Below are 23,530 nucleotides of genomic sequence, written 5' to 3'. Positions count from 1 at the left end.
AATGAATAGTTCTTTTGTCAAAAGCTTAAAAATACAGATTCGGGTGATAGGCGCATTGCTACTTCGAGAGGTGCTGACCCGCTATGGACGTCATAATCTTGGCTTTTTATGGCTGTTTATTGAACCGTTACTATTTACGATCGGCATTGTGATTTTATGGTCTTATACAAAGTTGCATACTGGAAGCATTTCGATAATAGCTTTTTCCATTATTGGCTATTCTTACATTCTCATGTGGCGAAATATCAGCAATCGTTTAGCAGGATCTGTTGAGCCAAACTTATCGCTTATGTATCACCGTAATGTTCGTATTGTTGACGTGTATTGGTCTAGGTTGATATTGGAAATTGCGGGTATTACGATTTCATTTATTCTGCTGATGACAATATTTATCGTGCTGGGCTTTATAGATATGCCAGACAATATTTTTCTGATGCTTTGCGCGTGGCTTCTTTTGGCATTATTTACAGCGGGCCTAGGGTTTGTGGTGGGTGTGATGTCTGAAATATCGGAAGTTTTTGATCGGATTTGGCATACATTCACTTATCTGTTTTTACCCTTTTCAGGTGCATTTTATTTTGTAGATACCTTGCCGACGTATTTGCAGAAATACATCCTATATGTGCCCCCAGTTCATGCGATTGAAATGTTGCGTCATGGTTATTATGGACATCTTGTACAGACCCATGAAGAACCGCTGTATTTATTTGTTGTTTCTATAAGCATGATTCTTGTTGGATTGATGGGGATATCTTGGCTGAATAAAAAGGTGATTCCTGAATGATAAAACTGGAAAATGTATCGAAGCAATACCATATTCATTCTGGCTGGAGAACAGTGCTGGATGATATTAATTTTGAAATGAAAGGAAATGATAAAGTTGGTTTTCTTGGGCGTAATGGTGCAGGTAAATCGACTTTAATACGTTTGATCAGCGGTGTAGAACAACCTTCGAAAGGTACAGTTTCGCGTGGTGTTTCTGTCTCATGGCCGTTGGCTTTTGGCGGTGCTTTTCAAGGTTCGCTGACAGGTATGGATAACCTGAGATTTATTGCCCGCATTTATGATGTGGATATTCAGTATGTACGTGACTTTGTCCAAGATTTCGCTGAATTAGGAAGCTATTTATACGAGCCAGTTAAAAGCTATTCACAGGGTATGCGGGCACGTTTTGCATTCGCGCTGTCTATGGCAATTGAGTTTGACTGTTTTTTGATAGATGAAGTGATCTCAGTTGGCGATGCGCGTTTTCACCGCAAATGTGAAGAGGAGCTTTTTGAAAGAAGAAAAGATAGGGGTATTATTCTTGTTTCACATGAAGTTCATAATATTCGTGAACGTTGCAATTCAGTTTGCGTACTTCATCAAGGAAAAATGAAGCACTTTGATAATATTGATGAAGGGTATGATTTTTATAATTCCTTGATTTAGGGATACAATTTTTATAATTCGTTAATGTTAGCTGAAATTTAGGTTTCATTAGAGTTTGATATTAAAAAAGCCAGATCATAATCTGGCTTTTTTTAATTCTAGATTCTTTGCAGTCTGATTTCACTGATTTTCAGTTTATTGTCCTCATTTACATCTATGAAAAATTCAGCATTTTGAATGTCATTTTCTAGATTAAATATTTTTTTTGAGATGATTGAATTAGTGGATTTTTGAATTGGTAAGTCATTAAAGTTTACTGCAATTTGTTTTGAATTAAATTCATCATAATAGCCAATTGAAAAATTTATCATTTGATTTTGAGGTGAAGTGCCTAAAATCTCAATTGTGTATTTTCCTAAGTCTAAATTGACTAGACCGCCAGTCAAAAGATTGCCTTTTTTATTCTGAGTATAAATTCCGCTCTCATTTTTTAGACCAATTTCAGATTTGAAATAATTGTGAGCAGTGTTTAGAAGTATAAAAGGAAGATCACTAGTTTTCTTGATTTCGAAGCAACTTACATATAAGTCATTTTTTTCAGATGATTCTATATAGATTTCAGCTCTATCAATTGATTCATTTAAGCTCACTGGTATATTGCAGATAATTTCAGGAATATCATAAATTCCTTTGCTTAAAGAAAGGGTTAAGGATCTTTTCTCGAATAGTACTTTGATTTCACCATGTAAATGAGTAACAATTTTAAGATTAATTTCTTGTTCAATATAGGATTTACCATATATTTTAAGATCATAGCTACCACTTTCTAAAGGGAAATAGCCCCCCCAAACAAGTAAACCTTTTTCAAATTTAGATTTAATTCGATCACTTGAGTAAATACCGCTGGTACTATTAAATTTATTTGAACAAACTGGTAATAGCCAAAGTTTATCGTCACGATGCCATGTTTCGGAATTGTGGCCTTTTGTTATGGCATTCATCAGTTGTTTAGCCGATTCTCCCCAGTTTTGTGATGTAAAATTATTGCCTAATTGCTGTTTATGATATTTCAAAATAATATTTTTCAAATCTTCTGCATCATTAAAATATAAGCAGGAATTTTTAGTTACTTCTCGAAACACAGGGATGTTTCTAGCGATAACGGGTGTATTGTGCTGTAATGATTCAATCAGGGGTAGTCCAAAGCCTTCACCTAATGAAGCAGCAATGAGTGCAGTTGAATTTTTATATAAATATGCTAAATCGGCATCTGATATTTTTGAAGGCCAGAATAAAAGTTTATCTTTATATTGACTTGAATTAATTACTTCAATGACTAAATCATTGTTCCAGCCACGAGCACCAACGATGACTAAAGAACCTTGGTAACCGGAATCCCAGAGATCAGACATTGCTTCAATAACTTCTAAGTGTCCTTTACGGGGTTCGACGCTGCCGACCATTAAAAAAACAGGATTTGAAAAATTTATTTTTTGGAGTTCGATATTTAAATTTTTATCTAAATTTATGTGTTTTTCATTTTTAAAATTACCGCCAAGATGAAACCATCCTATTTTTAAATTCGTATTAATGTTTTCTACGGCATTAAGATAATATTTTGAATGTTCCATTACAGATTGTGAAACACATACTAAATGGTCGGCTTTAGCGATCGCCTTAAACCAGCCAAAATGTGCAACTGCTGAATTTGGGCTAAAAAAGCTATCACCAAAATCAAAAGGCAATAGATCATGAATAATAAAAACTGTTTTACATCCTTGTGATCTGAGTTTTTCGTATGCATCTTCTTTTGTATGTGCACTATGGTCAAGATCGATACTAATAAAAATATCACCAATTCTAATATCATTAATATCAATTGATGAGTATTTTTTATTAATTTTAATGGTTTTTGGCGGATTTTCTATGGCTTCAAGAACGTCGCTATGATGAGAAATTTTAATTGGTATAATTTCAAATTGATCGCTGTAGCTTTCGATTAAAGAATTGTAGATTTCATTTGTTACTCTTTGAATTCCTGTAATAAAATCTACAGTTATTAATTGTGAAATATCATATAGAATTCTAGGTTTTCTATTTTCTCGAAAATTTTTAATTATTTTTAAAGCTATTTGTTCTTTTTTCGTATTATTCAGGTCGTCATTAATAGTAATTTTTTTAATAGCGTTGACACTTGAATTTATTAAATAAGAAGTATCAGCAGTAACCCTCTCGTTAGTAATACCAAAAGATTCCATGAAATCTAAAATCAATTTTGCACTTTTTTCCCATGTAAAAGTTTTTGAATGACTTTCACAATATTCCGAAATTTCATTCCTTAACTGTGGATTTTCTATTAAATTTTCTAATAATTTCTTTATTTCTAAAGCATTGTAGGGGTCGAAAGTTAAATCTTTTCTTCCAATTACCTCAGGGAGGCTGGTTGTGTTCGATGTAATAACAGCTGCACCACATGCCATTGCCTCAAGAGCGGGAAGCCCAAAGCCTTCATGAAATGATGGGAAAACAAATAAGTAGCAGACGCTGTATAAATCAATAAGCTGTTTGTCTGTAATATATTTTAGAAAAATATAATCCTCATTGTTTAATCCGCATCTGTATGCATAGTTCTTAAACTTATTCAAATGTTCATCATTTAATATCCCAGCAATGATTAATTTACTATTCTGTTTTGCTGTTTTAGATAAAAGTGAGTAAGCTTTAATTAATTTTAAATGGTTTTTTCTTTCGTCACTTGCGCCAAAATAGAAAATAAGTTTTTTATCTTTTAGTTTACAATCCAGCATCTTTTCTATTTTTTCAAAAGATGGCATGCTATTTTTGAAATTGTTTTCAATACCCTCAGATGTTATTATAATTTTTTCTTTAGAAATGCCTAAATAAGTTTTGAGTTCATTTGAACATGAATTTGATACTGCAGCATATAAATCTGCTTCTTTAAACTCTGATATTTGCTCTAAATAATATTTTTTAAAATCAGGATTCGGATCGAGATATATTTTTGGCTGTATTAATGGGATTAAATCATGAGATGTCGCGATTACTTTATATCTTCGAGTCTTTGGAATTGATAAAACGGTATCATCATGATAGCCTTCGAAATAAGTTGTTAAGAAAACAAAGTCAGGATCAATTTTTTCAATAAATTTTTCGCGTAAGATGACTGAGATATTTTTATTAATTTTATTATTTGCATTGCTGCCTGAACAGGGCCCTATACCATACCATATATGAATGTTTGAAATTGGTACAAAGTCAGAATAATGGTTTATTAGTTGCCCTAAATTGTCATTAAATTGGCCATTGAATAATAAATGGCAGTCGTGCTGGGTTACAGCTTCTTTTAAAAATCCAGTAACCATTCCTGTAGTATAGCGACCTATTCCACGGTTACGACTTAGGTTTTGACACCCTTGCATGTCTATAACAATACGCATATTTAAAACTCAAAATTATAATTGTTTGATGATTTCATTGAATAACTTTTGTTCTTTATCATTCAATGTTGCAGTAGCGAGTGGTAATGATTTGATATTCTTATTTCTCACAAGTTTTAATTTTTCAAAACTTATACTGTGAGTTGATAAAAAATGTTCTCGCTTAGGTATATCGTTTGATTCGAGTTTAAATTGCAGCTCGGTTAAACGATTCATCAAGATCCGCTGATTTTTTGGCATAGAAGTTGAAAACAAGCGGACGACGGGCAAATAACCAGAAATGCTCAAAGCTTTGAAACGCTGAACATCGAGGCGAATGAGCGTGAGATCTTTTTGATTAAAATGTAATTTAGTTTCAGCTGATTTCAGCATCTGCTCAATGATTGTTAGACGGTCAATACCTTGTTCTAAACGACCCAAATAATATTTTAATCCTTCAGGGTCAGGCTCACGGTTGAGGAAGCATCTATACAATATTGTGATAAAGGGAGTACCCCAATATTGAAGCATTTTCGGTATATTTATCAGAGTTGTCATTGTTGTTTGGCTTTATATTTGGGCTAATTGAGTTTTTTTTATTCTATATTTGGCACTTTAGTTTGTATATAGAATATAGGCTTTTGCTCGACAGTAGTTGTGTAATTATTTCGATGAATAACAGTAATTTAATCAAAAAAATTAAAATAAGCCTTAGTGTTAAAAGTTGTGTAATTGTGTATATTAAATCACTTGTTATTAACAATAAGTGAATAATAAAGAAAATATTCAATAAATTTAAAAGGTGTCAATTGGATACATACATTCGGGTTCTAAAAAACTATGCTAAGAATAGGCCTCTAATCTTTTTACGCGATATAGTTGGGCTCGTTGTTGGTGAAAAATCATTTGAAAAAAATTATTTGCTTAGCGATATAGAGCTGAACAAATGGGGACTACATAAAAAACGGGTCGCGCTGGTTCATCGCTTGGCACATCTCAGACGGAAGAAACTTGAAAAACACATTAATGCCGAAGATGCAGCGTTTTTTTATACACATGGATATATTGTTAAAGAAAATTTTTTAACTGAGGCTGAGTTTAAAGCACTTCAATCAGAAATAGCGGCGCACAGTTTTGATACTCGTGAAATGCTTCAAGGCAATACGGTCACGCGACGGATGTCACTTGATGCACAGCAACTCCAGCAAACACAAAAAATAGCAGGATTTTTACAAAAAACAGAGTGGAATAACCTCATTAATTTTGTGGCCAGTTTTAAAGTACAACCAATGAATTATATCCAAGTGATATTTTCTAAAATTAATCAAGAACAGCCAGATCCACAGACCAATTTTCACAGTGATACTTTTTATTCGAGTGCTAAAGCATGGCTATTTTTAACGGATGTAGATGAAAGCACTGGCCCGTTTATGTATGTGCCTGGCTCGCACTGCGCAGATGAAAAAAGGTTAGCTTGGGAGCAACATAAAGCGACTCAAATATGTACACAACAACATACTGATGTTTTGTCACAACGAGGCTCATTTCGAATTAGTCCACAAGAATTGCAAGATTTTGGCTTTGCTACACCCATTAAATTTAATGTAAAAGCCAATACGCTTTTAATTGCTGATACTTTTGGTTTTCATGCGCGTGGTGAAAGTGAACAGTCTGCCATACGGGCCGAAATTTGGGCTTATGCAAGGCGTAATCCTATGATCCCTTTTACATTTGGGCATTATTTAGCTTTACCTTGGATAAAGGACAGAGCTGTCGGTTTGTACTGGCATGCACTTGATATTTTAGAAGCTCAAAAAATTAAGCGTAGTCCGTGGCGTAAAGTAGGCAAATTAAAGGTGTTGGATCCCGCTCAAATCACCACTGTAGAAAAGCAAAACAAAACTCACGATTAGGTACGCATAAATGCTAAAAATTACATTGCGAGCGTCTTAAAATTATTGCTAATATTTTTAGGCTGAACAAAAAAAGAATAGATTTTCATCAAACCCAGTCATCCAATGAAAATGTGTTCGAATAAGATGATAGGTAAAGGATAAGAAAAGTAATATGTTGAAAATAAAAGCGGTTTTTCTTGGATTAAGTGCATCGGTTATATTGTCTGCCTGCTCAAATTCAACAAGTTTTATCCCGTCTTCTGGACCATCTAGTTCCAAGTTAATGTCGAATGAGACGCTAAATAACAGTGTTCATGTGATTGATATTAACTCAGAGAACTACCTATTTTATTCGCAGGCTACACCAAGCTCGATGACTCAGGCTTTTGTACAACGTGCTAAACCTCAACTTCGATTAGGTGCTGGGGATATTGTTCAAATTTCAATTTGGGAAGCACCGCCTGCAGTTTTATTTGGTACAACATCAGCCGATAGTTTAGGTATTTCAGGTGGTGTGCTAAATATGCCTGAGCAAATGATTACAGATCAGGGTTATATCACAGTACCTTTTGTGGGAAATATCAAAGCATCAGGCCGGACTTTAGATCAAATTCAACAGACTATTCGCCAAGGCCTATCGAAAATTGCCAACAAGCCCCAGGTCATGGCACGCTTAAGCCAAAACAACACGAATACTGTAACCTTAATCGCAGATCGTAAATCGGTAAGTATTCCTTTAACTGCGAAGGGGGAGCGTTTAATTGATGTCATTCCAAGTGTGACGGACATTCGCCTATTGAAATCTACAAGTTTTGTCATCGAGCGCGCTCAGCAACATTTTAGTATTCGAGCGGATGATTTAACTCGTAATAGCGTGGAAAATATTTATCTGTATCCTGGCGATACAGTTCGTGTGATGCAAGATCAGTATGAAGTGACGGTATTGGGTGCAACCAATAGTAATACCATACTCAATTATGGAGACAATGGGCTCAGTATTTCCGATGTAATTGCTAAAACTTCAGGTTTGAATGATTTTAGAGCCAATCCTAAAGGTGTATTTGTATTTCGAAAGGCAGAATTTAGTCAATCGAAATTGCCTACAGGTGAAGCAGCACCCGAAGTACTACGCTTTGACTTAACCTCGGCGGAAGGTTTGTTACTTGCACAAAAATTCCAGCTAAAAAATAAAGATATGTTGTACGTGTCTAATGCAAGTGGTTCTGAGCTACAAAAGTTCTTAAGTATTATTGGTTCGATTTTATCGCCAGTCTCAACTACGACATCGATGACCAAATAATATGACGACTCAAAACCCCATTTTGATTGAAATTAGCCGCTTAATCTTTCGCTTAATTAAAGGCAAAACGATTACAGGGATTGATCGTGTGACCTTGGCATATATCAAACATTATGCAAAGCACGCGCAAGCAGTGTTGTCATACAAAGGCAGTGTTCATATTTTAACTCAGGTGCAATCTGAAAAGCTGTTTCAAATTCTGTGTCAAAATCAGCCGAAATTACTGCATTCGTCATTTTTTAATGTTTTGACTGAATATGTATTTAAAAATGAGTCAGATTATTCACAGTATGCAGGATGCGTCTATCTAAATTTGAATCATAAAGGTATTGAGTCGAAGTCCTATATTCGAAAAATTCAACAACTTCAGCTCAAAACTGTTTTTTTTGTACATGATCTTATCCCAGTAAATTATCCAGAATATTGTCGTGCACAAGAACAAGCAAAGCATGCACTACGTATACGCCACATGTTGCAAGTTGGGCATGCCATAATTGTTAACTCGGCGTTTACCAAAGCCGAGTTATTACAATTTGCTCAGACGCAAAAGCTAACAGCTCCACCAATTACAGTAGCTTTACTCAGCAGTGATTTACATCATCTGCTTGCACCACCTAAACTTTTGCCTGTATTACAGCATAAAAAGTATTTTGTGGTGCTGGCGACCATAGAAGCACGTAAAAATCATTTGTTGTTATTGCAGATTTGGCAACGCCTGATTCAGCAACTTGGCGAAGATGCACCATACTTAGTTTTGGTCGGGCAGCGAGGTTGGGAGGCCGATCAAGTCTTTAATTTATTGGATCGCTGTGAGCTTGTTAAGCGCCGTGTGATTGAATGTTCATCTTCTTGTGATGTTGAATTAAAAGCGACGCTGTTGAATGCACAAGCTTTGTTGTTTCCAAGTTTCGTAGAAGGCTTTGGCTTGCCTTTGGTTGAAGCACTCTCTTTAGGAGTGCCTGTTATTGCTAGTGATATTGAAGTCTTTCGGGAAATCGGACAGGGTGTACCTGAATTTATTGACACCTTAGATACAAAGCTTTGGTATGACATGATTTTGGAATACAACAAAAATGCCTCCTTATTAAGGCAAGATCAGCTGTTACGCATGAAGCACTATCAGCATTGGGAGTGGCAGGATCATTTTAATGCTATTCAGCATGTGATTGAGCCCGAAGAGCTAGTAGAAGCGGAATGTCATTGATGGAGCTTCATGCTCTGAAACATGTGAAAGAGGCATGGGTCTATGGATTTTCTTATCGAAAATTTTTAATCCTAAAGACTTTTTTGCCTCATTTACAACTCAAGCGCTTTAAGCTGGATCAGCCTATTTCTGCCGAAGCCGTGTTGATTGTATGGGGTATGCAACCAGTACCTTTAGCATTGCAACATGTAAAAACCTTAATCCGAGTAGAGGATGGCTTTATTCGCTCTATTGGATTAGGTGCTGCATTTAATTCGCCTATTTCTTGGGTTTTTGATGATTTGGGGATGTATTTCAATACACAAGTGGAATCACGTTTAGAGCGTCTGTTAAATCAACATGATTTTTCGGCTAAAGAATGTGCTGAAGCCAAGATGTTGCAACAGCATTTAATCAGTCAAAAGTTGAGTAAATATAATCTAAAAACGAAGCAGTTTACTGATTTTCCAACTATTTCGGCACAGCAAAAAATTTTAGTAGTTGGGCAGGTTGAAGGGGATGCATCCATACAATATGGATCACCGCATATCAAACGCAATTTAGACCTTCTTGCGCAAGTTCGCCAATTATGCCCAGGCGCCTACTTAGTATATCGGCCACATCCCGATGTATCTGCAGGTTGGCGTAAGGACAGTTTGGATCTGGCACAAGCACAGCACTATGCCAATGTAATTAGAACAGAAGGTGATATTACGGACTGGCTGGATTGGGCAGATGAAGTACATGTGATGACGTCTTTAACTGGATTTGAAGCCCTTTTAAGAGGGAAATCCGTGGTCTGTCACGGTTTGCCATTTTATTCAGGTTGGGGCCTTACTCATGATATATACGCTATAGCGCGTACTAAAAGACCATTGCGGTTAGAGGAATTAATCGCGGGTGCTTTAATTCTCTATCCACAATATCGCTCTTTATTAAATCAACGTCATCCACAGATCACTGCGACTCAAGCTATAGAAGAACTTGTGATTTTAAAAAATAAAAACAAAATTAATTGGCTGGGTTGGTTACAGCCTTTCATGAAATATTAATTTTGCCAATGAATCACAGCTTATGTTGTTATCTGCAAGCCATGTTTTTGTAAAAATTGCATTATTTTTTCGACACTTACATCCCATGAGGTGAGTGGAATAATGTGTGTAGAGCTTGAGTTTAGATCTTTACTCCAGATATACAAAGTTTCTGCCAAAGCATCGGGTTTATCCTGCTGAAAATAGTTTGCTTGGTTGCTACTGACTTCACGAAAAACAGGCAGATCACGAACTAAAAGCGGTTTTTGATAATAGATCGCTTCCATTAGGGGTAAACCGAAACCCTCTCCATAAGAGCAATTTACTGCGCCAACCGTATGTTGATAGAGTAGATTTAACTCAGCATCATTCATATCGTCCCACCAAAATATACGTGTTCCAAAATACGGGGATGCTTTCAAATATTGCAGGGTATGTTCAGATTTCCAACCATAACGCCCAACCAAATATAAATGATGTGGATAGTCTGGATAGCGTTTGAGTAATGCTTCAAAAGCTTGGATTAAACACAAATGGCCTTTACGAGGTTCGATCGTCGATACTTTGAGAATATAGCTTGAGGCTAAGAATTTTTGTTCAAATTCAGGGCGAATTTGCGCCGTATATGTGCTTGGGCTAATTTCACCACCCAGTTTAATGGCTGAGCAAGGCAGATCATCAATCTGATGTTCATGCAGGTATTGAAGCACTTGTTTTTTTACGGTTTCGGACACACAAATAATCTCATCGGCACATACCGCAATGACATTCAGCCAAGCTTGGAGTTTTTGTCTATTTTTGGCGGTGAACCACTCTGGATGCTGTAATGCCAAGATGTCGTTTAAGATAAAAACCTGTTTTGACCCTTTGATTTTCCAGGTCATTAAACGTACTTGATGTTTAATAATTTGATCTGCCGACCAATCTAAACCAAAAAATAAATCACCACTTTTGAGGTTTACATATTGGCGTTTTTTAATATTTTTTTGTGGGTATTGGGAGAGGGCATACTTTTTTTTGCGAGTTGCATAAATCGGATAGAAATTGAGGTTTGGTGCATGCTTTGGCAGACGAGACCATACCGATTTTACAAGGCGTTGAATGCCAGTACCTGCGTCATTCATAGAAATGACAGAGAGATCGGTATAAATGTTTTTGATTGGTTGAGATTGGGTCTTGGGAGTCTGTTGTTTTAAGAGTTGTCGTGCGTAGCTAATATTTCCTAGACGAATATTTATTTTTAAAAAGTGTAGTTTTAGCTTATGCAGCATGTTGCTCGCCCTTAGATTGATCATGCATATTATTTTGTATGGAAAATATACGGCAAAATCTGTTCAAAAACATGAAGAAAAATGATTAATTTTGCAGAAAATTCTTGAATAGATCGAAGCACATGGTTCGAGATAAGAAAAAATCTGAGGCCTATCGACTATTTGCTGATTGAAGTGTTCGTTTGACTTTCTTGGTTTAATAGGATTTACAATTAAAACTTGTGTGATACGTTAAAAATTAATTTTTATTTTTCTATTAAAGTAAGTTATGAATTAAATTGGTGCATATTATTTCGCATAGAAAAATTTAAAATTAAGCTAGAGTGATTGATTTTTAAGTGTTTTAGGCATTTGTTTACAAGTGGCAGCAGTAAAATAAATCATTACAAAATAAATATGCACTAAATTTGTGCGTTAACTCAATTTTTATTCAGAATTAAATATCTCTAGAATGAATATGGTGCATTTCACTTGGCAAACAGTATAATAAGGTGAAAGCAAAGGTGCATAATCTTTAATTCTGATAAGGAATTCAATATTTTAACTTTGCTTTTATAAAGTTGGTACGGTATTTGCTTTATAACAACCAACTACTAACACGCACATCAGCAGTGCAACAAAAAATCATCGGAGCAAAATGAGCATGGCGAACAAGGTCCTTCAACTCATCCAAGAAAGTGGCGCAAAATGGGTCGATTTTCGCTTTACTGATACTAAGGGTAAAGAGCAACACGTAACTTACCCAGCAGATTCAATCGACGAAGATACGTTTGAAGATGGCAAAATGTTTGATGGTTCTTCAATTGCTGGCTGGAAAGGCATTGAAGCATCTGACATGATCTTACGCCCAGATGCGGCTACAGGTTTCATCGACCCGTTCTTTGCAGAGCCTACAGTTGTTGTAACTTGCGACGTAATTGAACCTTCAACAGGTCAAGGTTATGAACGTGACCCACGCTCTATTGCTCGCCGTGCAGAAGAATATCTAAAATCTACAGGTATTGGTGATACTGCATTCTTCGGTCCAGAACCAGAATTCTTCGTATTTGACGAAGTTAAATGGGACATCGATATGTCTGGCGCGCGCCATACATTAATCGCTGAAGAAGCTGCTTGGTCTACAGGTAAAGACTACGAAGCGGGTAACTCTGGCCACCGTCCACGCGTTAAAGGTGGTTACTTCCCAGTTCCACCAGTAGATTCTTCACAAGACATGCGTGCGGATATGTGTGCACGTATCGAAGACATCATGGGCCCAGGCCGTGTAGAAGTACACCACCACGAAGTTGCATCTTGCCAGCTTGAAATTGGTGTGAGCTTCAACACAATGGTTCGTAAAGCTGACGAAGTTCAACAGTTCAAATATGCTGTTTGGAACGTTGCTCACCAATATGCAAAAACAGCTACGTTTATGCCTAAACCAATGGTTGGCGATAACGGTTCTGGTATGCACGTTCACATGTCTATCTCTAAAGATGGCAAGAACTTGTTCGCTGGTGACGAATACGCAGGCCTTTCTGAAATGGCGCTTTACTTCATTGGCGGTGTGATTAAACACGCTCGTTCATTGAATGCGATTACTAACCCTTCTACAAACTCGTACAAGCGTTTAGTTCCGCACTTTGAAGCTCCAATTATGCTTGCTTACTCAGCGCGTAACCGTTCTGCTTCTATCCGTATTCCTTATGTTTCTAGCCCTAAAGGCAAACGTATTGAAGCACGTTTCCCAGATCCAATGATGAACCCGTACTTAGGTTTCGCAGCGCTTCTTATGGCTGGTCTTGACGGTATCCAAAACAAGATCCACCCAGGTGAAGCTGCAGATAAAAACTTGTACGACCTTCCTCCTGAAGAAGAAGCTAAAATCCCTACAGTGGCTCATAGCTTAGATATGGCTCTTGAAGCGCTTGCTGCGGATCATGATTACCTTCTTAAAGGTGGCGTGTTCACTAAAGAAATGCTTGATGCCTACATCGAGCTTAAAACTGAAGAAGTTCGTCGTCTTAACACGACTACTCACCCAGTTGAATTTGATATGTACTACAGCCTGTAATTCTGTAAAGAATTTAAGCTTAAAAAAACCCGCGTTTATCGCGGGTTTTTTTTGTGTCTTACGTTATGATGAATCAATCTGGAAATATATAGAATCGTTATGGCAAAACCACGCAAAAAACATACGGGCTTTTTCCCCTGGATTGATCCAGCGGATCAGGCAAAGGGCTTTAAACTCAACTTCTCAGAAGTGACATATTTAGAAGTGGGGCGGACCGTTGAAGGTTATAAGCAGGCTGAATTTGTCGAACTGAAAAACCCCGACTTAGCTTTAGAATTTGATTACCCTGAAAGTTTTTATATCACAACTGAAGGGTTGGTTTTAATTAAAACACCACAAGGAAAGTTTGAAGCCATTGCCAAGACAGATAACTTTTAATTCAACACGATAAAATTGATCTGAAAAATGACCTGTTAGATAGCGGGTCATTTTTATTGAGCAAAAAGTAATTTGCTAACTGTCAGTGCAAACCATGTTGTTTTAAGTTATCAATTTCATAAGGTGCATCTTCGGCAGGATAGCGCAGTTGAGTAATGCCTTGAGTTTTAGCAATGGACCAAATCACACTTTCACCCGCAGGAATGTTTTGACTGTGTAGCGCATATAGTGGGTCTTGCAAGGCGCGCTCTGCTGAGATAAATGTCCAGCCATGCTGTTGAAATGCTGTAATAACATCCTTTAAAAACGCGGCATTAATGGCATTTACATGTAAAAGCAAAACATGCTGCGGTGAACGTTTTAAGCTGAGCTGTGCGAGTTGGTCATAATATTCGGCGCGATTAAGCAGGTGAGCAATATATGCTTGTTTTAACTGCTGTAATTTGTCTAAATCTTGCTGTTTAGCATAGTTGATATATTTTTGGTTATAAAACCAGTCACTGGCATCTATACTCACACCGCCAATGCGATATTGATGCTGCTCTAACCATTGATAGACAGCATCACGTTTTTCAGCGCTATTACCTTCTTTTAAAAATGGATAACGGTAAATTCGCGTGTAATTGGGTAATGTTTTTAATACTGTATCTGCATGCTCAATGCTTTTTATATAATCTTTTGCGGATACATTTTCTTTATTCAGGTTTTGATGTAGGGCGCTATGGTTGCCAATCAGATGGCCTGAAATACCCCAATCGCGAATCAATTGTTTGCCTTGATAATCACCAATTTTAATTAGGCTAGGGAAGACAATACTTTTGATGTGTTGGTCTTTTAATTGTCGCAATATGCTTGCATTGATTGTACTGGCTTGAGCATTGAATGCTGGGTTAAGGCCATCATCAAAACTGAGTGCTAATGATTTGGCATGTAAGTGAGCGTTAAAACATAGCAAGCAAATCAGCATGGTATATAGGGCAGTGTGATGTTTTTTCATTTAGGCGTAGTGTTTATTTTTTCTGACTTATGATACCCATCAGTTACACTAAAGTGTGTTAAAAATGTCATGTAATAAAAACAGAGAAAGAGAAGAGTTTGGCAAAATCTGAACAGCTGTGATGAAAACAATTATCAAGCCATGAAAAATACAGTTCAGTCCGCTACACTAGAGGCAATGATTGAAGGGATATGGAATATGCGGCAGCAGCAAAGCCAATTGCGGGATTGTAAAATCCCCACTGAATTAAGAACGTGGCTGTATGCATCCGGTTCCTTAACGCAACAATTAACAGATTTGGCGCAAGGTATCTTTAAAGTAAAACCAAATGCAGAACATTTTCAGCGTTTGAGCTTGAAAGATGCACAGTGGCTTAAAATGCCAGCGCATCATACAGCGTGGGTACGTGAAAGTTATTTATATGGCTGTGAAGCACAGCCTTGGGTGAAAGCTAAAAGTATTTTTCCGATACTGAGTTTGCAAGGCCGTGCACGGATATTTCAGCATATTGGCAATAAACCAATCGGCTACTTTTTATTTCAACGTACTACACCCGTATGTGAGCGTCGTGTGTTATGGCTAGAAGATGGCTGGACCCGCCAGAGCTGTTATACTTGGCATGGCTGTAAATTTATTGTACAGGAAACTTTTTTACCTGCATTTGAACAGTATCTTCAGCAATATTCTCTAAGAACATCAAGTTAAGGACAGTCATGACAGCAACGCATCCCATTACTTGGCGTCAGCGTTTAGAAGCTTATTATTATTTGTGTCGCTTTGATAAACCAATCGGCACAGAATTGGTATTTTGGCCGACCATGTGGGCACTTTGGATTGCAAATCAAGGTACGCCTCAGCTCGCTATTCTTATACCAATGATTTTGGGCACAATATTTATGCGTGCTGCGGGCTGTGCAATTAATGATTTTGCCGACCGTAAAGTTGATGGTGCTGTTGAAAGAACCAAAAGCCGTCCGCTGGCAACAGGTGTGATCAGTGCGAAAGAAGCGATTTATGTGTTTCTTTTTTTGGTGCTTGCAAGCGCATGTACCTTATTTTTCTTGCCGATTGAAACTTTTTATTGGTCCTTTGGTGCATTGGCATTGGCGTTCATTTATCCATTTATGAAGCGCTATACGCATCTGCCACAAGTATTTTTGGGTGCCGCCTTTTCATGGTCGATTCCAATGGCATATACCGCGGTTGGGCAAACGCCTGATTTAACTTGCTGGTTGCTATATTTTGGCAATTTGGCATGGACGGTTGCTTATGACACACAATATGCCATTACTGACCGTGAATATGACTTAAAAATTGGTGTGAAATCGACAGCAATATTATTTGGTAAATACGATATTGAAATTATCTCTTTATTGCAGGTATTAAGTATATTGCTCATTGGTTCTGCACTCTATTTAGAAAATTTATTGATGCCATTTGGTTTAATTGCATTATTAGCGGTGATGATTGACTTTATTTATCAGTGGAGCAAAACGCGTCATCGAGATCCTCAATGGTGTTTTTGGGCATTTCGTCACAATCGTTGGGTGGGTTTGTTAATTTTTTGCGGTATTTTCATGGCTTTGACCTTTTAAGATTGTTGGTATTAAAAGCATAAGTTGGCATAAAGCATCCTATTCGGGTGCTTTTTTTTATGTATTAATAAAATGGCGTGTAGATTCATGTTTAAAAAATAATGATTAAAAAAGGATATTTTATGAAACATTCAAAAATAGTATTGGCTTTAACTGCAACGGTTTCACTGCTGTCCTTAACCGCATGTAATGATAATAATGACACGTCTGATTCCAATTCAACTCAACCGCCAACTTATGTATCTGAGGCAAATTATGGTTCAGGTACAGTAGACAATAGCTCATCGATTAAAGTCATGACTTATAATATGACTAACTTGCAAGGGAAATCGGCAGAAACAACCGCTTTGGTGTTGTTTCCAAAAGCGACACAACCTAAAGATGGTTATCGTGTCGTAGTTTGGGAGCATGGAACGGTTGGTGCTGGTGATGAGTGTGCACCGAGTAAAAACCCAATTCATCCACGTTTTAAAATTCTTGCCGACACATTATTGGCAGCTGGCTATGTCATTGTTGCACCTGATTATGAGGGCTTAGGTACAACAGGGGTTCATCCATATCTTAATTTATCCAGTGCTGCAAATTCTGCGCTGGCGGCAGTGAAAGCAGCCAAAGAGCATTATGGAACACAGTTGAACGGACAGTGGATGTCGATTGGTCAATCACAAGGTGGGCATGCATCTTTAGGTACAGCAGAATTTGCCAATACAGATAGCAGTTATAAGGGCGCAGTTGCAGCGGCACCTGCATCTAGTTTAGGGGAAATTATTAAAGTCTATCTTGATCCTGCTTTAAATACATCTGGCGTATTTAAAACATATAATATGTTGGATGATCAATTAATGCAGATCCGTTTTGCGTTATCAAAACAACAGATTAGTGTGGCGCAAAGCGAAGCGATGATTGCAAAAATTGCAGATGGCTATGCCGAGCTTTTAGCTTATGCGGCATTAACGACATCTGGGATTAAAGCTTATGACCCAAGCTATGATTTAAAAAATATCTTTACCGGAGAAGCATCTTCAATTGCAGAAAATGCCTATGGTCGCACAGGGGATGACGGTGCATGTTTAAGTTATGCCGATCCGAATAGTGCCAAAGGACTACAAGATCAATTTAAAGTGAGTTTACTGGCGTTTTTAAAAGATCCAACACATACGATTGCTCAGTATGGTATTGATTTAAGCAAAATTGATTCTGATCCAGTGGTACAGAAATTTTTAAAAGACAATCAGCCAGCGACAAATGCAACAGCTGAAAGGGTAATTAAAGCTCCTGTGTATATTATTCAGGGTGGTGCTGATCAGGCGGTGTTGCCGCAAATGACGCAGAAATTATTTGATAACATGAAGGCAAAAGCTGCAGATTATTTCCCGCAAGCTAAATATGAAGATGGCTACAAAATGGAGATCGTGCCAAATGCGACCCATACTCAGGCCATTATTTGTAGAAATGCTGAGGCGGTCAACTTTATTCAAGATAACATGCCTGCAGGTACGGGTATTACCTTAACTAGCGCGCAGAAAGATGCTAGTACGAGTCCACATTGTACGGGTGTAGCAGCCTCTAATTGATTGGCGAAATAAAAAGGAGCTTTGGCTCCTTTTTATATATCTATAGCTTGTGCTGAGAAGCAGCTTTAAGCTCTGTACAAATCAATTGTAGGGCTTGATGTTGAGATTTTTTCTTATAATTGGCATACAGCTTAAGTGGTTCGATTGAAAAATCAGTTACTATTATCTGTATATCATTGTTTAAAAATTTCAGTAGATATTCGGGTGCAAAGCTATAACCCATGCCCATGTTAATTAAGTTGATATGCTGCAGTACATTGGTTACCCAATGCATTTGCTGATGTGGCAAATGTTCTAAGCTAAGAATTCGATTGATATTGTCATAAAATACAGGGGAAGCGCTTTGCTCACACATAATGATATTTTGCTTGCTTAAATAAGCTTTGCTAACGATATGACCACTGCGGTGCAGTTTTTTTGAAGCCACCACATAAATTTTTTCGGTCATTAACGCTAAATTTTCATAATCATCATGCTGAATGGCATAGCGGGTAAAGCTGATATCGAGCTCTGACTTTTTTAATTTTCGAATTTGCTCTAAACAGGTTAGGCTTTGAATGTGAATGGCAAGGTTGGGGATTTGGCGTTTTAGTTTATCCAAAATCAGCGGCATGATTTTAAGTTCAGCCACATTTAAAAAACCAATATGAATCTGATTGTTTTTCAGGTGTGCGACTTGTTGCGCGGCTGCAGTCGCTAAATGAGCGCTTTTAATTGCATTTAATGCATGCACTAAAAAAGCTTGTCCTTCATCTGTCAATTTGATCTGTTTAGTAGAGCGGTCAATCAGTTGAACACCAACTTCTGCTTCTAAATCTTTAATTTGCTGACTCAGTGAGGGTTGTGCAGTAAATAGCTGTTCGGCTGCTTTGGTAAAGCTCCCGTATTGGGCTACGGCAGCAAAGTATTTGAGATGGCGCAATTCCATAGCACGAGCCTCTGCGGGAGAAAATTAAAAAAGCAGATCAGGGTGAAAATATACAGCATGGAAATTATGGCGCAATGTAGATGAAAAGCCTATGCAACTATCGTTTAAATGTCTGGATGTTTGGTGTGCTTAAAATCTTTTTTACACTTTGGTGATCAAGACAGGTGCTGGCACCTGATTATAGATGCGAAGTGGCGGAGTTAAAGATGTCAAAGCAATACGATACGGATGTTTTAGTGGTAGGCACAGGGCCTGCGGGTTCTACTTTGGGTTTGGCCTTAGCAAGCTATGGTTTAAAAGTGCAATTGTTTACGCAATTTAACTGGTTGGCAAACAGCCCGCGTGCTCATATTACTAATCAACGTGCGATGGAAGTATTGCGTGATTTAGGCATTGAAGAGCAAGTGAAAGAAATTGCGACGCCTTGGGAAGAAATGGGTGAAAGTTTAATTACTACCAGCTTAGTGGGTGAGGAAATTGCACGCATGAGTGCGTGGGGCACAGGAGATGAGCGCCATGGTGATTATGTTCAAGGTAGCCCATGTCCATTGGTGGATTTAATACAACCAAAAATGGAAGCACTCCTGGTGAAAAATGCAGGTGAGCGGGGTGCAATTTATCATTTCAATACAGAATATATGTCTCATATCCAAGATGAAGATGGTGTAACGGCAGTATTTTTTAATCATGCAACCCAACAAGAATTTAGTTTACGTGCAAAATATTTGGTAGGAATGGATGGTGCGCGCTCTAAAATTGTTGAACAGCTGAATCTGCCTTTGGAAGGCGTGATGTCACGTGCAGGCACTGTTTATGTGACGTTTAAAGCCGATCTATCGCAGTATGTACAGCACCGCCCAGCGATTTTACAGTGGATTGTGAACCCAGAAGCGGGCTTTGGCGATATTGGTATGGGGCTACTACGTGCCATCACGCCTTGGAATCAGTGGATTATGGGCTGGGGCTTTGATATTGATCAAGGCGAACCGCAAGTGACAGAGGCACAGGTGTGCGCTCGCTTAAATGCCTTTGTTGGTGCAGAAGTGGATGATGTTGAAATTGAAAAAGTGTCATATTGGTATGTGAATCAAACATGGGCAACCGAATATTCTGTAGGTCGTGTGTTCTGTGGTGGCGACGCCGTACACCGTCATCCGCCTTCAAGTGGTTTGGGTTCAAATACCTGTATGCAAGATGCATTTAACTTGGCTTGGAAGCTGGCTTATACAGTGAAAGGCTGGGCAAAACAAAGCTTGCTAGAGACTTATACGGCAGAACGTGCACCTGTAGGCAAGCAGATTGTTGCACGTGCCAATCAATCTCGCTTTGATTATAAACACTTAAAAGATGTGTTTGGTTTTGATCAGGGCATAACGACACAAGCGCAGATGCTGGAGCGTATTTTTGCGGAAACAGAAGAGGCTGCCCATATCCGTGAACAGTTATTTAAAGCGCTAGAGATTAAACATTATGAATTTAATGCACAAGGCACAGAGCTGAACCAGCGCTATGTGTCGGGTGCTGTTGTGCCAGAAGGTGCTGAAGAAATCTTTAAGCGAGACCCACAATTATATTTACAGGCAACAACGCGTCCCGGTGCAAAAGTACCGCATACATGGTTAATTAATGCAAAAGGTCAAAAACGTTCAACATTAGATATTACTGGGCACGGACGTTTTACCTTATTGACGGGTTTGTCTGGTACAGGCTGGAAGAAGGCTGCAGAGGCGCTTGAGCTCCCTTATTTAGATGTGGTTCAGATCGGCTCACGTGAATATCGTGATGTGTATGGCACATGGAATACGAAGTCTGAAGTACATGAAGCAGGTGCAGTGTTAGTGCGTCCAGATGGCTACGTGGCATGGCGTATGGCTGATAAACCTGCAACTGACTTTGACTATGTGGCGACATTAGAACAAGTATTAAATCAAGTGCAATTAAGCACCTAATATGGTGGCTATGCGAACACGATTTGCAATGCAAACGTGTCTCGCATAGGTGCTAGAGATGCGTATATTGGTTGTGGCTTTTCTAATTTTTGCTATATTGGACGGCCACCGAATAGCGCAACAATCTGTAGGGGTTTAGATGTCTACATCCGAAACAAAACCAAATCAAAAGAAAATGATTATTTTGATGTCATTGGGTTTGCTTATCCCTGTCTTTTTGATGAGTATGGCGTATTTAGCAGTAACCAGTGATGAGAAGAATCAGGCTGAATATGCTCGAATTAAAGCGGAAAATTTAGCACGTATACAAGCACGTGAGGCTACAAAAGCAACGCAAGCCAGCTCTGAAGCAGATACGACAACCACTGCAAAGTAGATGTAGAGATCTGCTAAAAAGTTGATTCAAAAGCCAATCAGATGATTGGCTTTTTTGACTTCAATTTTTAATTCATTGCACATCTGAGTAATGTGTATGAGGTTTATTACACATCATTCTTGTGATATCGATTTTGCTAACGAAGAATATCGTTTTTGAGGGTGATTGCACTGGGAATATTGGTATAGCGGAGTACCCGATACCCAGCTTCTTCTAACATTGCATCACGTTCTGCATCGGCCTTTTCTTTGCCTAAATGCGATCGATCGTCCAATTCTATAATCACGACTACATTAAAGTCATGATCTAAAATCACAAAATCAGTGACTTTGCGGTTAAAGAGATTACGGATTTTATATTGGTGGTTGGTGATAAGTGCACTAAAAGCAACTTGAGCCAGCACATGATGCTGTGGGAGGGCTTCTAACAGGCGCGCATACATTTTACTTTCAAAATGTGTAATGACACGACGTGGATAGAACTTTTGCTTACGATAAAAGAATTTTGGAAATAGCATACATAGCAAAGTGAAACTTGCTAAACAGCCGATAATAAAAAATATAAGTTGATTTAAGTCGAGCACGCTAAAACTTACACATAAGAAAAAGCCCAAGGCTTAAATGCTTGGGCTTTTAGAATCTTGGCTCTCCCACCTGGGCTCGAACCAGGGACCTGCGGATTAACAGTCCGTCGCTCTACCGACTGAGCTATGGGAGAATCTGAAACGAATTCTATGTGGCAAACGTGCTTTGGTCAAGTCATTGATTAGGAAAAACAGTCAAAATTGAATTAAGTGTCTTAAAAGTAGTCAAAATGCTCAATTTAATATTTTTAAGAAAGATTTTTAATGGCATTCACATAAGCATCAGCACTTTGTGAAGGTGTAACTTTACGACAGCTTGCAATTAGTGTCATTAATTCTTGTTGCTTCATTTGAGGGTGAATTTGGCTTTGAATGGTTCTAAGTGTTGTTTTTTGCGTGATTGGTAGCTCTTTTGTGCATTGATATAAGCGCTCATACATTTGGTTAGAGGCTTGTTTATTATTTTCAGAGCGTTGCGTGCATTGAAAAATCCCTAACACCGCAATAATTAAGATGGTCCAAAAAATCATAGATTTCAGCCATGGAAGTTCCATTTTTATTCTCCTTATAAAGTCTGTATGGCTTTAAGGTATAGCGAATAGCGTGTAGATGAAAGCAGAAAATACAGCGTTTGGGTTGTATGGATGGCTTTGGAGGGAGTAGTGATCTATAAAATAATAGGCTGCATTTTATAAGAAACGGAAGTATTTAAAGTAGGGGGAAAGTGCTAGGCAATAAAAAAGCCCAAGGCTTAAATGCTTGGGCTTTTTTGAATTTGGCTCTCCCACCTGGGCTCGAACCAGGGACCTGCGGATTAACAGTCCGTCGCTCTACCGACTGAGCTATGGGAGAATCTGAGACGCATTCTATGTGGCAAAGCTGAATGGGTCAAGGGTGTAAATAAAAAAAAGCAATATTTTAAGATTAAATGATTTAAAAACAGGCAAGAAGGTAAAATCTGAGCATTAATATTGATGTTTTTATATTGGATTAAGCTTTAATTATGAAATTTATTTTTTAGTTAGCTACTTACCAATTGTAAGTTATGTGTGTTGTATGGAAATCTAAGTCATAATTTATGCATAAGCAGATTGAACTAATCCATGAGTGCCATAATTGAGTGTAAATATTATTGTTATAAGGGCAATAAATTTTAGGTATAAAAAAGCCCACTTCGTAATGAGTGGGCTTTTTAGAATCTGGCTCTTCCACCTGGGCTCGAACCAGGGACCTGCGGATTAACAGTCCGTCGCTCTACCGACTGAGCTATGGAAGAATAGATGGCTCTCCAACCTGGGCTCGAACCAGGGACCTGCGGATTAACAGTCCGTCGCTCTACCGACTGAGCTATTGGAGAATCTGATGCGCATTTTAGGGATGAAAGCTAAAGCGGTCAAGTAAAAATGGAAGATTAAGTACTTAAATGTTTTTTTATTATCCAAAGATTTGATAATTGCTTATTTATTGATTCTTTTAAGCTTTTGAACCGTACCGGGTTTGTCGGAGACATTTTTATTTAAGTTAGGCCACGTGACCTAACGGGTTAATCTTATCATAGTACATTGCTTCAAACTCAAAAGGCGATACATAACCCAATGCGCTGTGTACA

The 23,530-nt window shown here is 38.0% G+C and carries 20 protein-coding genes and 4 tRNA genes; 13 read left to right on the top strand and 11 right to left on the bottom strand.

The window, feature by feature from the left end; all coding sequences use genetic code 11:
- Position 1: 1 nt before the first annotated feature.
- Positions 2–784 carry an ABC transporter permease gene (locus tag HYG93_RS17120; RefSeq protein WP_106986294.1) on the top strand — a complete coding sequence of 261 codons (783 nt, stop codon included), beginning with the start codon at positions 2–4 and terminating at the stop codon, positions 782–784.
- Positions 781–1,431, top strand: coding sequence for an ABC transporter ATP-binding protein (locus HYG93_RS17115; RefSeq protein ID WP_106986295.1), 651 nt, complete (start codon positions 781–783; stop codon positions 1,429–1,431). The genes HYG93_RS17120 and HYG93_RS17115 overlap by 4 nt, the downstream gene beginning before the upstream one ends.
- 98 nt (positions 1,432–1,529) lie before the next feature.
- Here HYG93_RS17115 and HYG93_RS17110 read toward each other — a convergent pair whose 3' ends face one another.
- Both HYG93_RS17110 and HYG93_RS17105 read right to left on the bottom strand, forming a co-directional pair.
- Complete coding sequence (locus HYG93_RS17110; protein WP_120366209.1) at positions 1,530–4,829, bottom strand: glycosyltransferase family 1 protein; 3,300 nt, start codon at positions 4,827–4,829, stop codon at positions 1,530–1,532.
- A 15-nt stretch (positions 4,830–4,844) separates the two neighbouring features.
- Positions 4,845–5,366 carry a DUF4214 domain-containing protein gene (locus HYG93_RS17105; RefSeq protein ID WP_106986297.1) on the bottom strand — a complete coding sequence of 174 codons (522 nt, stop codon included), beginning with the start codon at positions 5,364–5,366 and terminating at the stop codon, positions 4,845–4,847.
- Positions 5,367–5,728: 362 nt separating this feature from the next.
- On the opposite strand from HYG93_RS17105, the gene HYG93_RS17100 reads away from it, so the two are divergent.
- From HYG93_RS17100 to HYG93_RS17085, 4 genes are all read left to right on the top strand, one after another.
- The gene (locus HYG93_RS17100) at positions 5,729–6,721 is read left to right on the top strand and encodes a phytanoyl-CoA dioxygenase family protein (protein WP_171406364.1); all 993 of its coding nucleotides are present in this window, start codon (positions 5,729–5,731) and stop codon (positions 6,719–6,721) included.
- A 265-nt stretch (positions 6,722–6,986) separates the two neighbouring features.
- Positions 6,987–8,003, top strand: coding sequence for a polysaccharide biosynthesis/export family protein (locus HYG93_RS17095; protein WP_162368838.1), 1,017 nt, complete (start codon positions 6,987–6,989; stop codon positions 8,001–8,003).
- 1 nt (position 8,004) lies between these two features.
- Positions 8,005–9,207, top strand: a complete 1,203-nt coding sequence (locus tag HYG93_RS17090) for a glycosyltransferase family 1 protein (RefSeq protein WP_106986300.1) — start codon at positions 8,005–8,007, stop codon at positions 9,205–9,207.
- Positions 9,207–10,238 carry a hypothetical protein gene (locus HYG93_RS17085; protein ID WP_162368837.1) on the top strand — a complete coding sequence of 344 codons (1,032 nt, stop codon included), beginning with the start codon at positions 9,207–9,209 and terminating at the stop codon, positions 10,236–10,238. Before HYG93_RS17090 ends, HYG93_RS17085 begins: the two co-directional genes overlap by 1 nt.
- Before the next feature lie 20 nt (positions 10,239–10,258).
- Here the strand turns inward: HYG93_RS17085 and HYG93_RS17080 are convergent, their stop codons facing one another.
- A complete protein-coding gene (locus tag HYG93_RS17080) occupies positions 10,259–11,488 on the bottom strand; it encodes a glycosyltransferase family 1 protein (protein ID WP_162368836.1) in 1,230 nt (409 codons plus the stop codon).
- Between the two features lie 637 nt (positions 11,489–12,125).
- Here HYG93_RS17080 and glnA point away from each other — a divergent pair.
- Together glnA and HYG93_RS17070 are read left to right on the top strand one after the other, a co-directional pair.
- Positions 12,126–13,541: a type I glutamate--ammonia ligase gene (gene glnA / locus HYG93_RS17075; protein ID WP_171356331.1), complete on the top strand. Its 1,416-nt coding sequence runs from the start codon at positions 12,126–12,128 to the stop codon at positions 13,539–13,541.
- 99 nt (positions 13,542–13,640) lie between these two features.
- Entirely contained in the window at positions 13,641–13,919 is a 279-nt protein-coding gene (locus HYG93_RS17070; RefSeq protein ID WP_106986304.1) for a hypothetical protein, read from the top strand.
- A gap of 82 nt (positions 13,920–14,001) precedes the next feature.
- Here the strand turns inward: HYG93_RS17070 and HYG93_RS17065 are convergent, their stop codons facing one another.
- Positions 14,002–14,886 carry a polysaccharide deacetylase family protein gene (locus HYG93_RS17065; protein WP_120366211.1) on the bottom strand — a complete coding sequence of 295 codons (885 nt, stop codon included), beginning with the start codon at positions 14,884–14,886 and terminating at the stop codon, positions 14,002–14,004.
- 228 nt (positions 14,887–15,114) lie between these two features.
- Here HYG93_RS17065 and HYG93_RS17060 point away from each other — a divergent pair, with 228 nt between their 5' ends.
- The 3 genes from HYG93_RS17060 to HYG93_RS17050 all read left to right on the top strand — a co-directional run bounded on the left by HYG93_RS17060 (position 15,115) and on the right by HYG93_RS17050 (position 18,085).
- Complete coding sequence (locus tag HYG93_RS17060) at positions 15,115–15,621, top strand: chorismate lyase (RefSeq protein ID WP_120366212.1); 507 nt, start codon at positions 15,115–15,117, stop codon at positions 15,619–15,621.
- An 8-nt stretch (positions 15,622–15,629) separates the two neighbouring features.
- Entirely contained in the window at positions 15,630–16,511 is an 882-nt protein-coding gene (ubiA, locus tag HYG93_RS17055; RefSeq protein ID WP_117007295.1) for a 4-hydroxybenzoate octaprenyltransferase, read from the top strand.
- A gap of 122 nt (positions 16,512–16,633) precedes the next feature.
- A complete protein-coding gene (locus HYG93_RS17050) occupies positions 16,634–18,085 on the top strand; it encodes a S9 family peptidase (protein ID WP_120366213.1) in 1,452 nt (483 codons plus the stop codon).
- A 40-nt stretch (positions 18,086–18,125) separates the two neighbouring features.
- Here the strand turns inward: HYG93_RS17050 and HYG93_RS17045 are convergent, their stop codons facing one another.
- Positions 18,126–19,013, bottom strand: a complete 888-nt coding sequence (locus tag HYG93_RS17045) for a LysR family transcriptional regulator (protein WP_120366214.1) — start codon at positions 19,011–19,013, stop codon at positions 18,126–18,128.
- 206 nt (positions 19,014–19,219) lie between these two features.
- On the opposite strand from HYG93_RS17045, the gene HYG93_RS17040 reads away from it, so the two are divergent.
- Positions 19,220–20,962: an FAD-dependent monooxygenase gene (locus HYG93_RS17040; protein WP_106986309.1), complete on the top strand. Its 1,743-nt coding sequence runs from the start codon at positions 19,220–19,222 to the stop codon at positions 20,960–20,962.
- A gap of 139 nt (positions 20,963–21,101) precedes the next feature.
- Positions 21,102–21,338 carry a hypothetical protein gene (locus tag HYG93_RS17035; RefSeq protein WP_106986310.1) on the top strand — a complete coding sequence of 79 codons (237 nt, stop codon included), beginning with the start codon at positions 21,102–21,104 and terminating at the stop codon, positions 21,336–21,338.
- A 136-nt stretch (positions 21,339–21,474) separates the two neighbouring features.
- On the opposite strand, the gene HYG93_RS17030 is transcribed toward HYG93_RS17035, so the two are convergent.
- From HYG93_RS17030 to HYG93_RS17005, 6 genes are all read right to left on the bottom strand, one after another.
- A complete protein-coding gene (locus HYG93_RS17030; RefSeq protein ID WP_372659208.1) occupies positions 21,475–21,855 on the bottom strand; it encodes a DUF2726 domain-containing protein in 381 nt (126 codons plus the stop codon).
- A gap of 124 nt (positions 21,856–21,979) precedes the next feature.
- A tRNA-Asn gene (locus HYG93_RS17025) sits at positions 21,980–22,055 on the bottom strand.
- Between the two features lie 114 nt (positions 22,056–22,169).
- Positions 22,170–22,475 (bottom strand): hypothetical protein, encoded by a 306-nt coding sequence (locus HYG93_RS17020; RefSeq protein ID WP_106986311.1) that lies wholly within the window; start codon positions 22,473–22,475, stop codon positions 22,170–22,172.
- Between the two features lie 222 nt (positions 22,476–22,697).
- A tRNA-Asn gene (locus HYG93_RS17015) sits at positions 22,698–22,773 on the bottom strand.
- A gap of 348 nt (positions 22,774–23,121) precedes the next feature.
- Positions 23,122–23,197: transfer RNA gene (locus HYG93_RS17010), tRNA-Asn, on the bottom strand.
- Between the two features lie 5 nt (positions 23,198–23,202).
- A tRNA-Asn gene (locus HYG93_RS17005) sits at positions 23,203–23,278 on the bottom strand.
- Positions 23,279–23,530: the final 252 nt, after the last annotated feature.

Source organism: Acinetobacter sp. SwsAc6 (assembly GCF_013391565.1).
In the GTDB taxonomy this organism is placed as follows: domain Bacteria; phylum Pseudomonadota; class Gammaproteobacteria; order Pseudomonadales; family Moraxellaceae; genus Acinetobacter; species Acinetobacter cumulans.
This window is presented reverse-complemented; position numbering and strand designations above follow the sequence as displayed.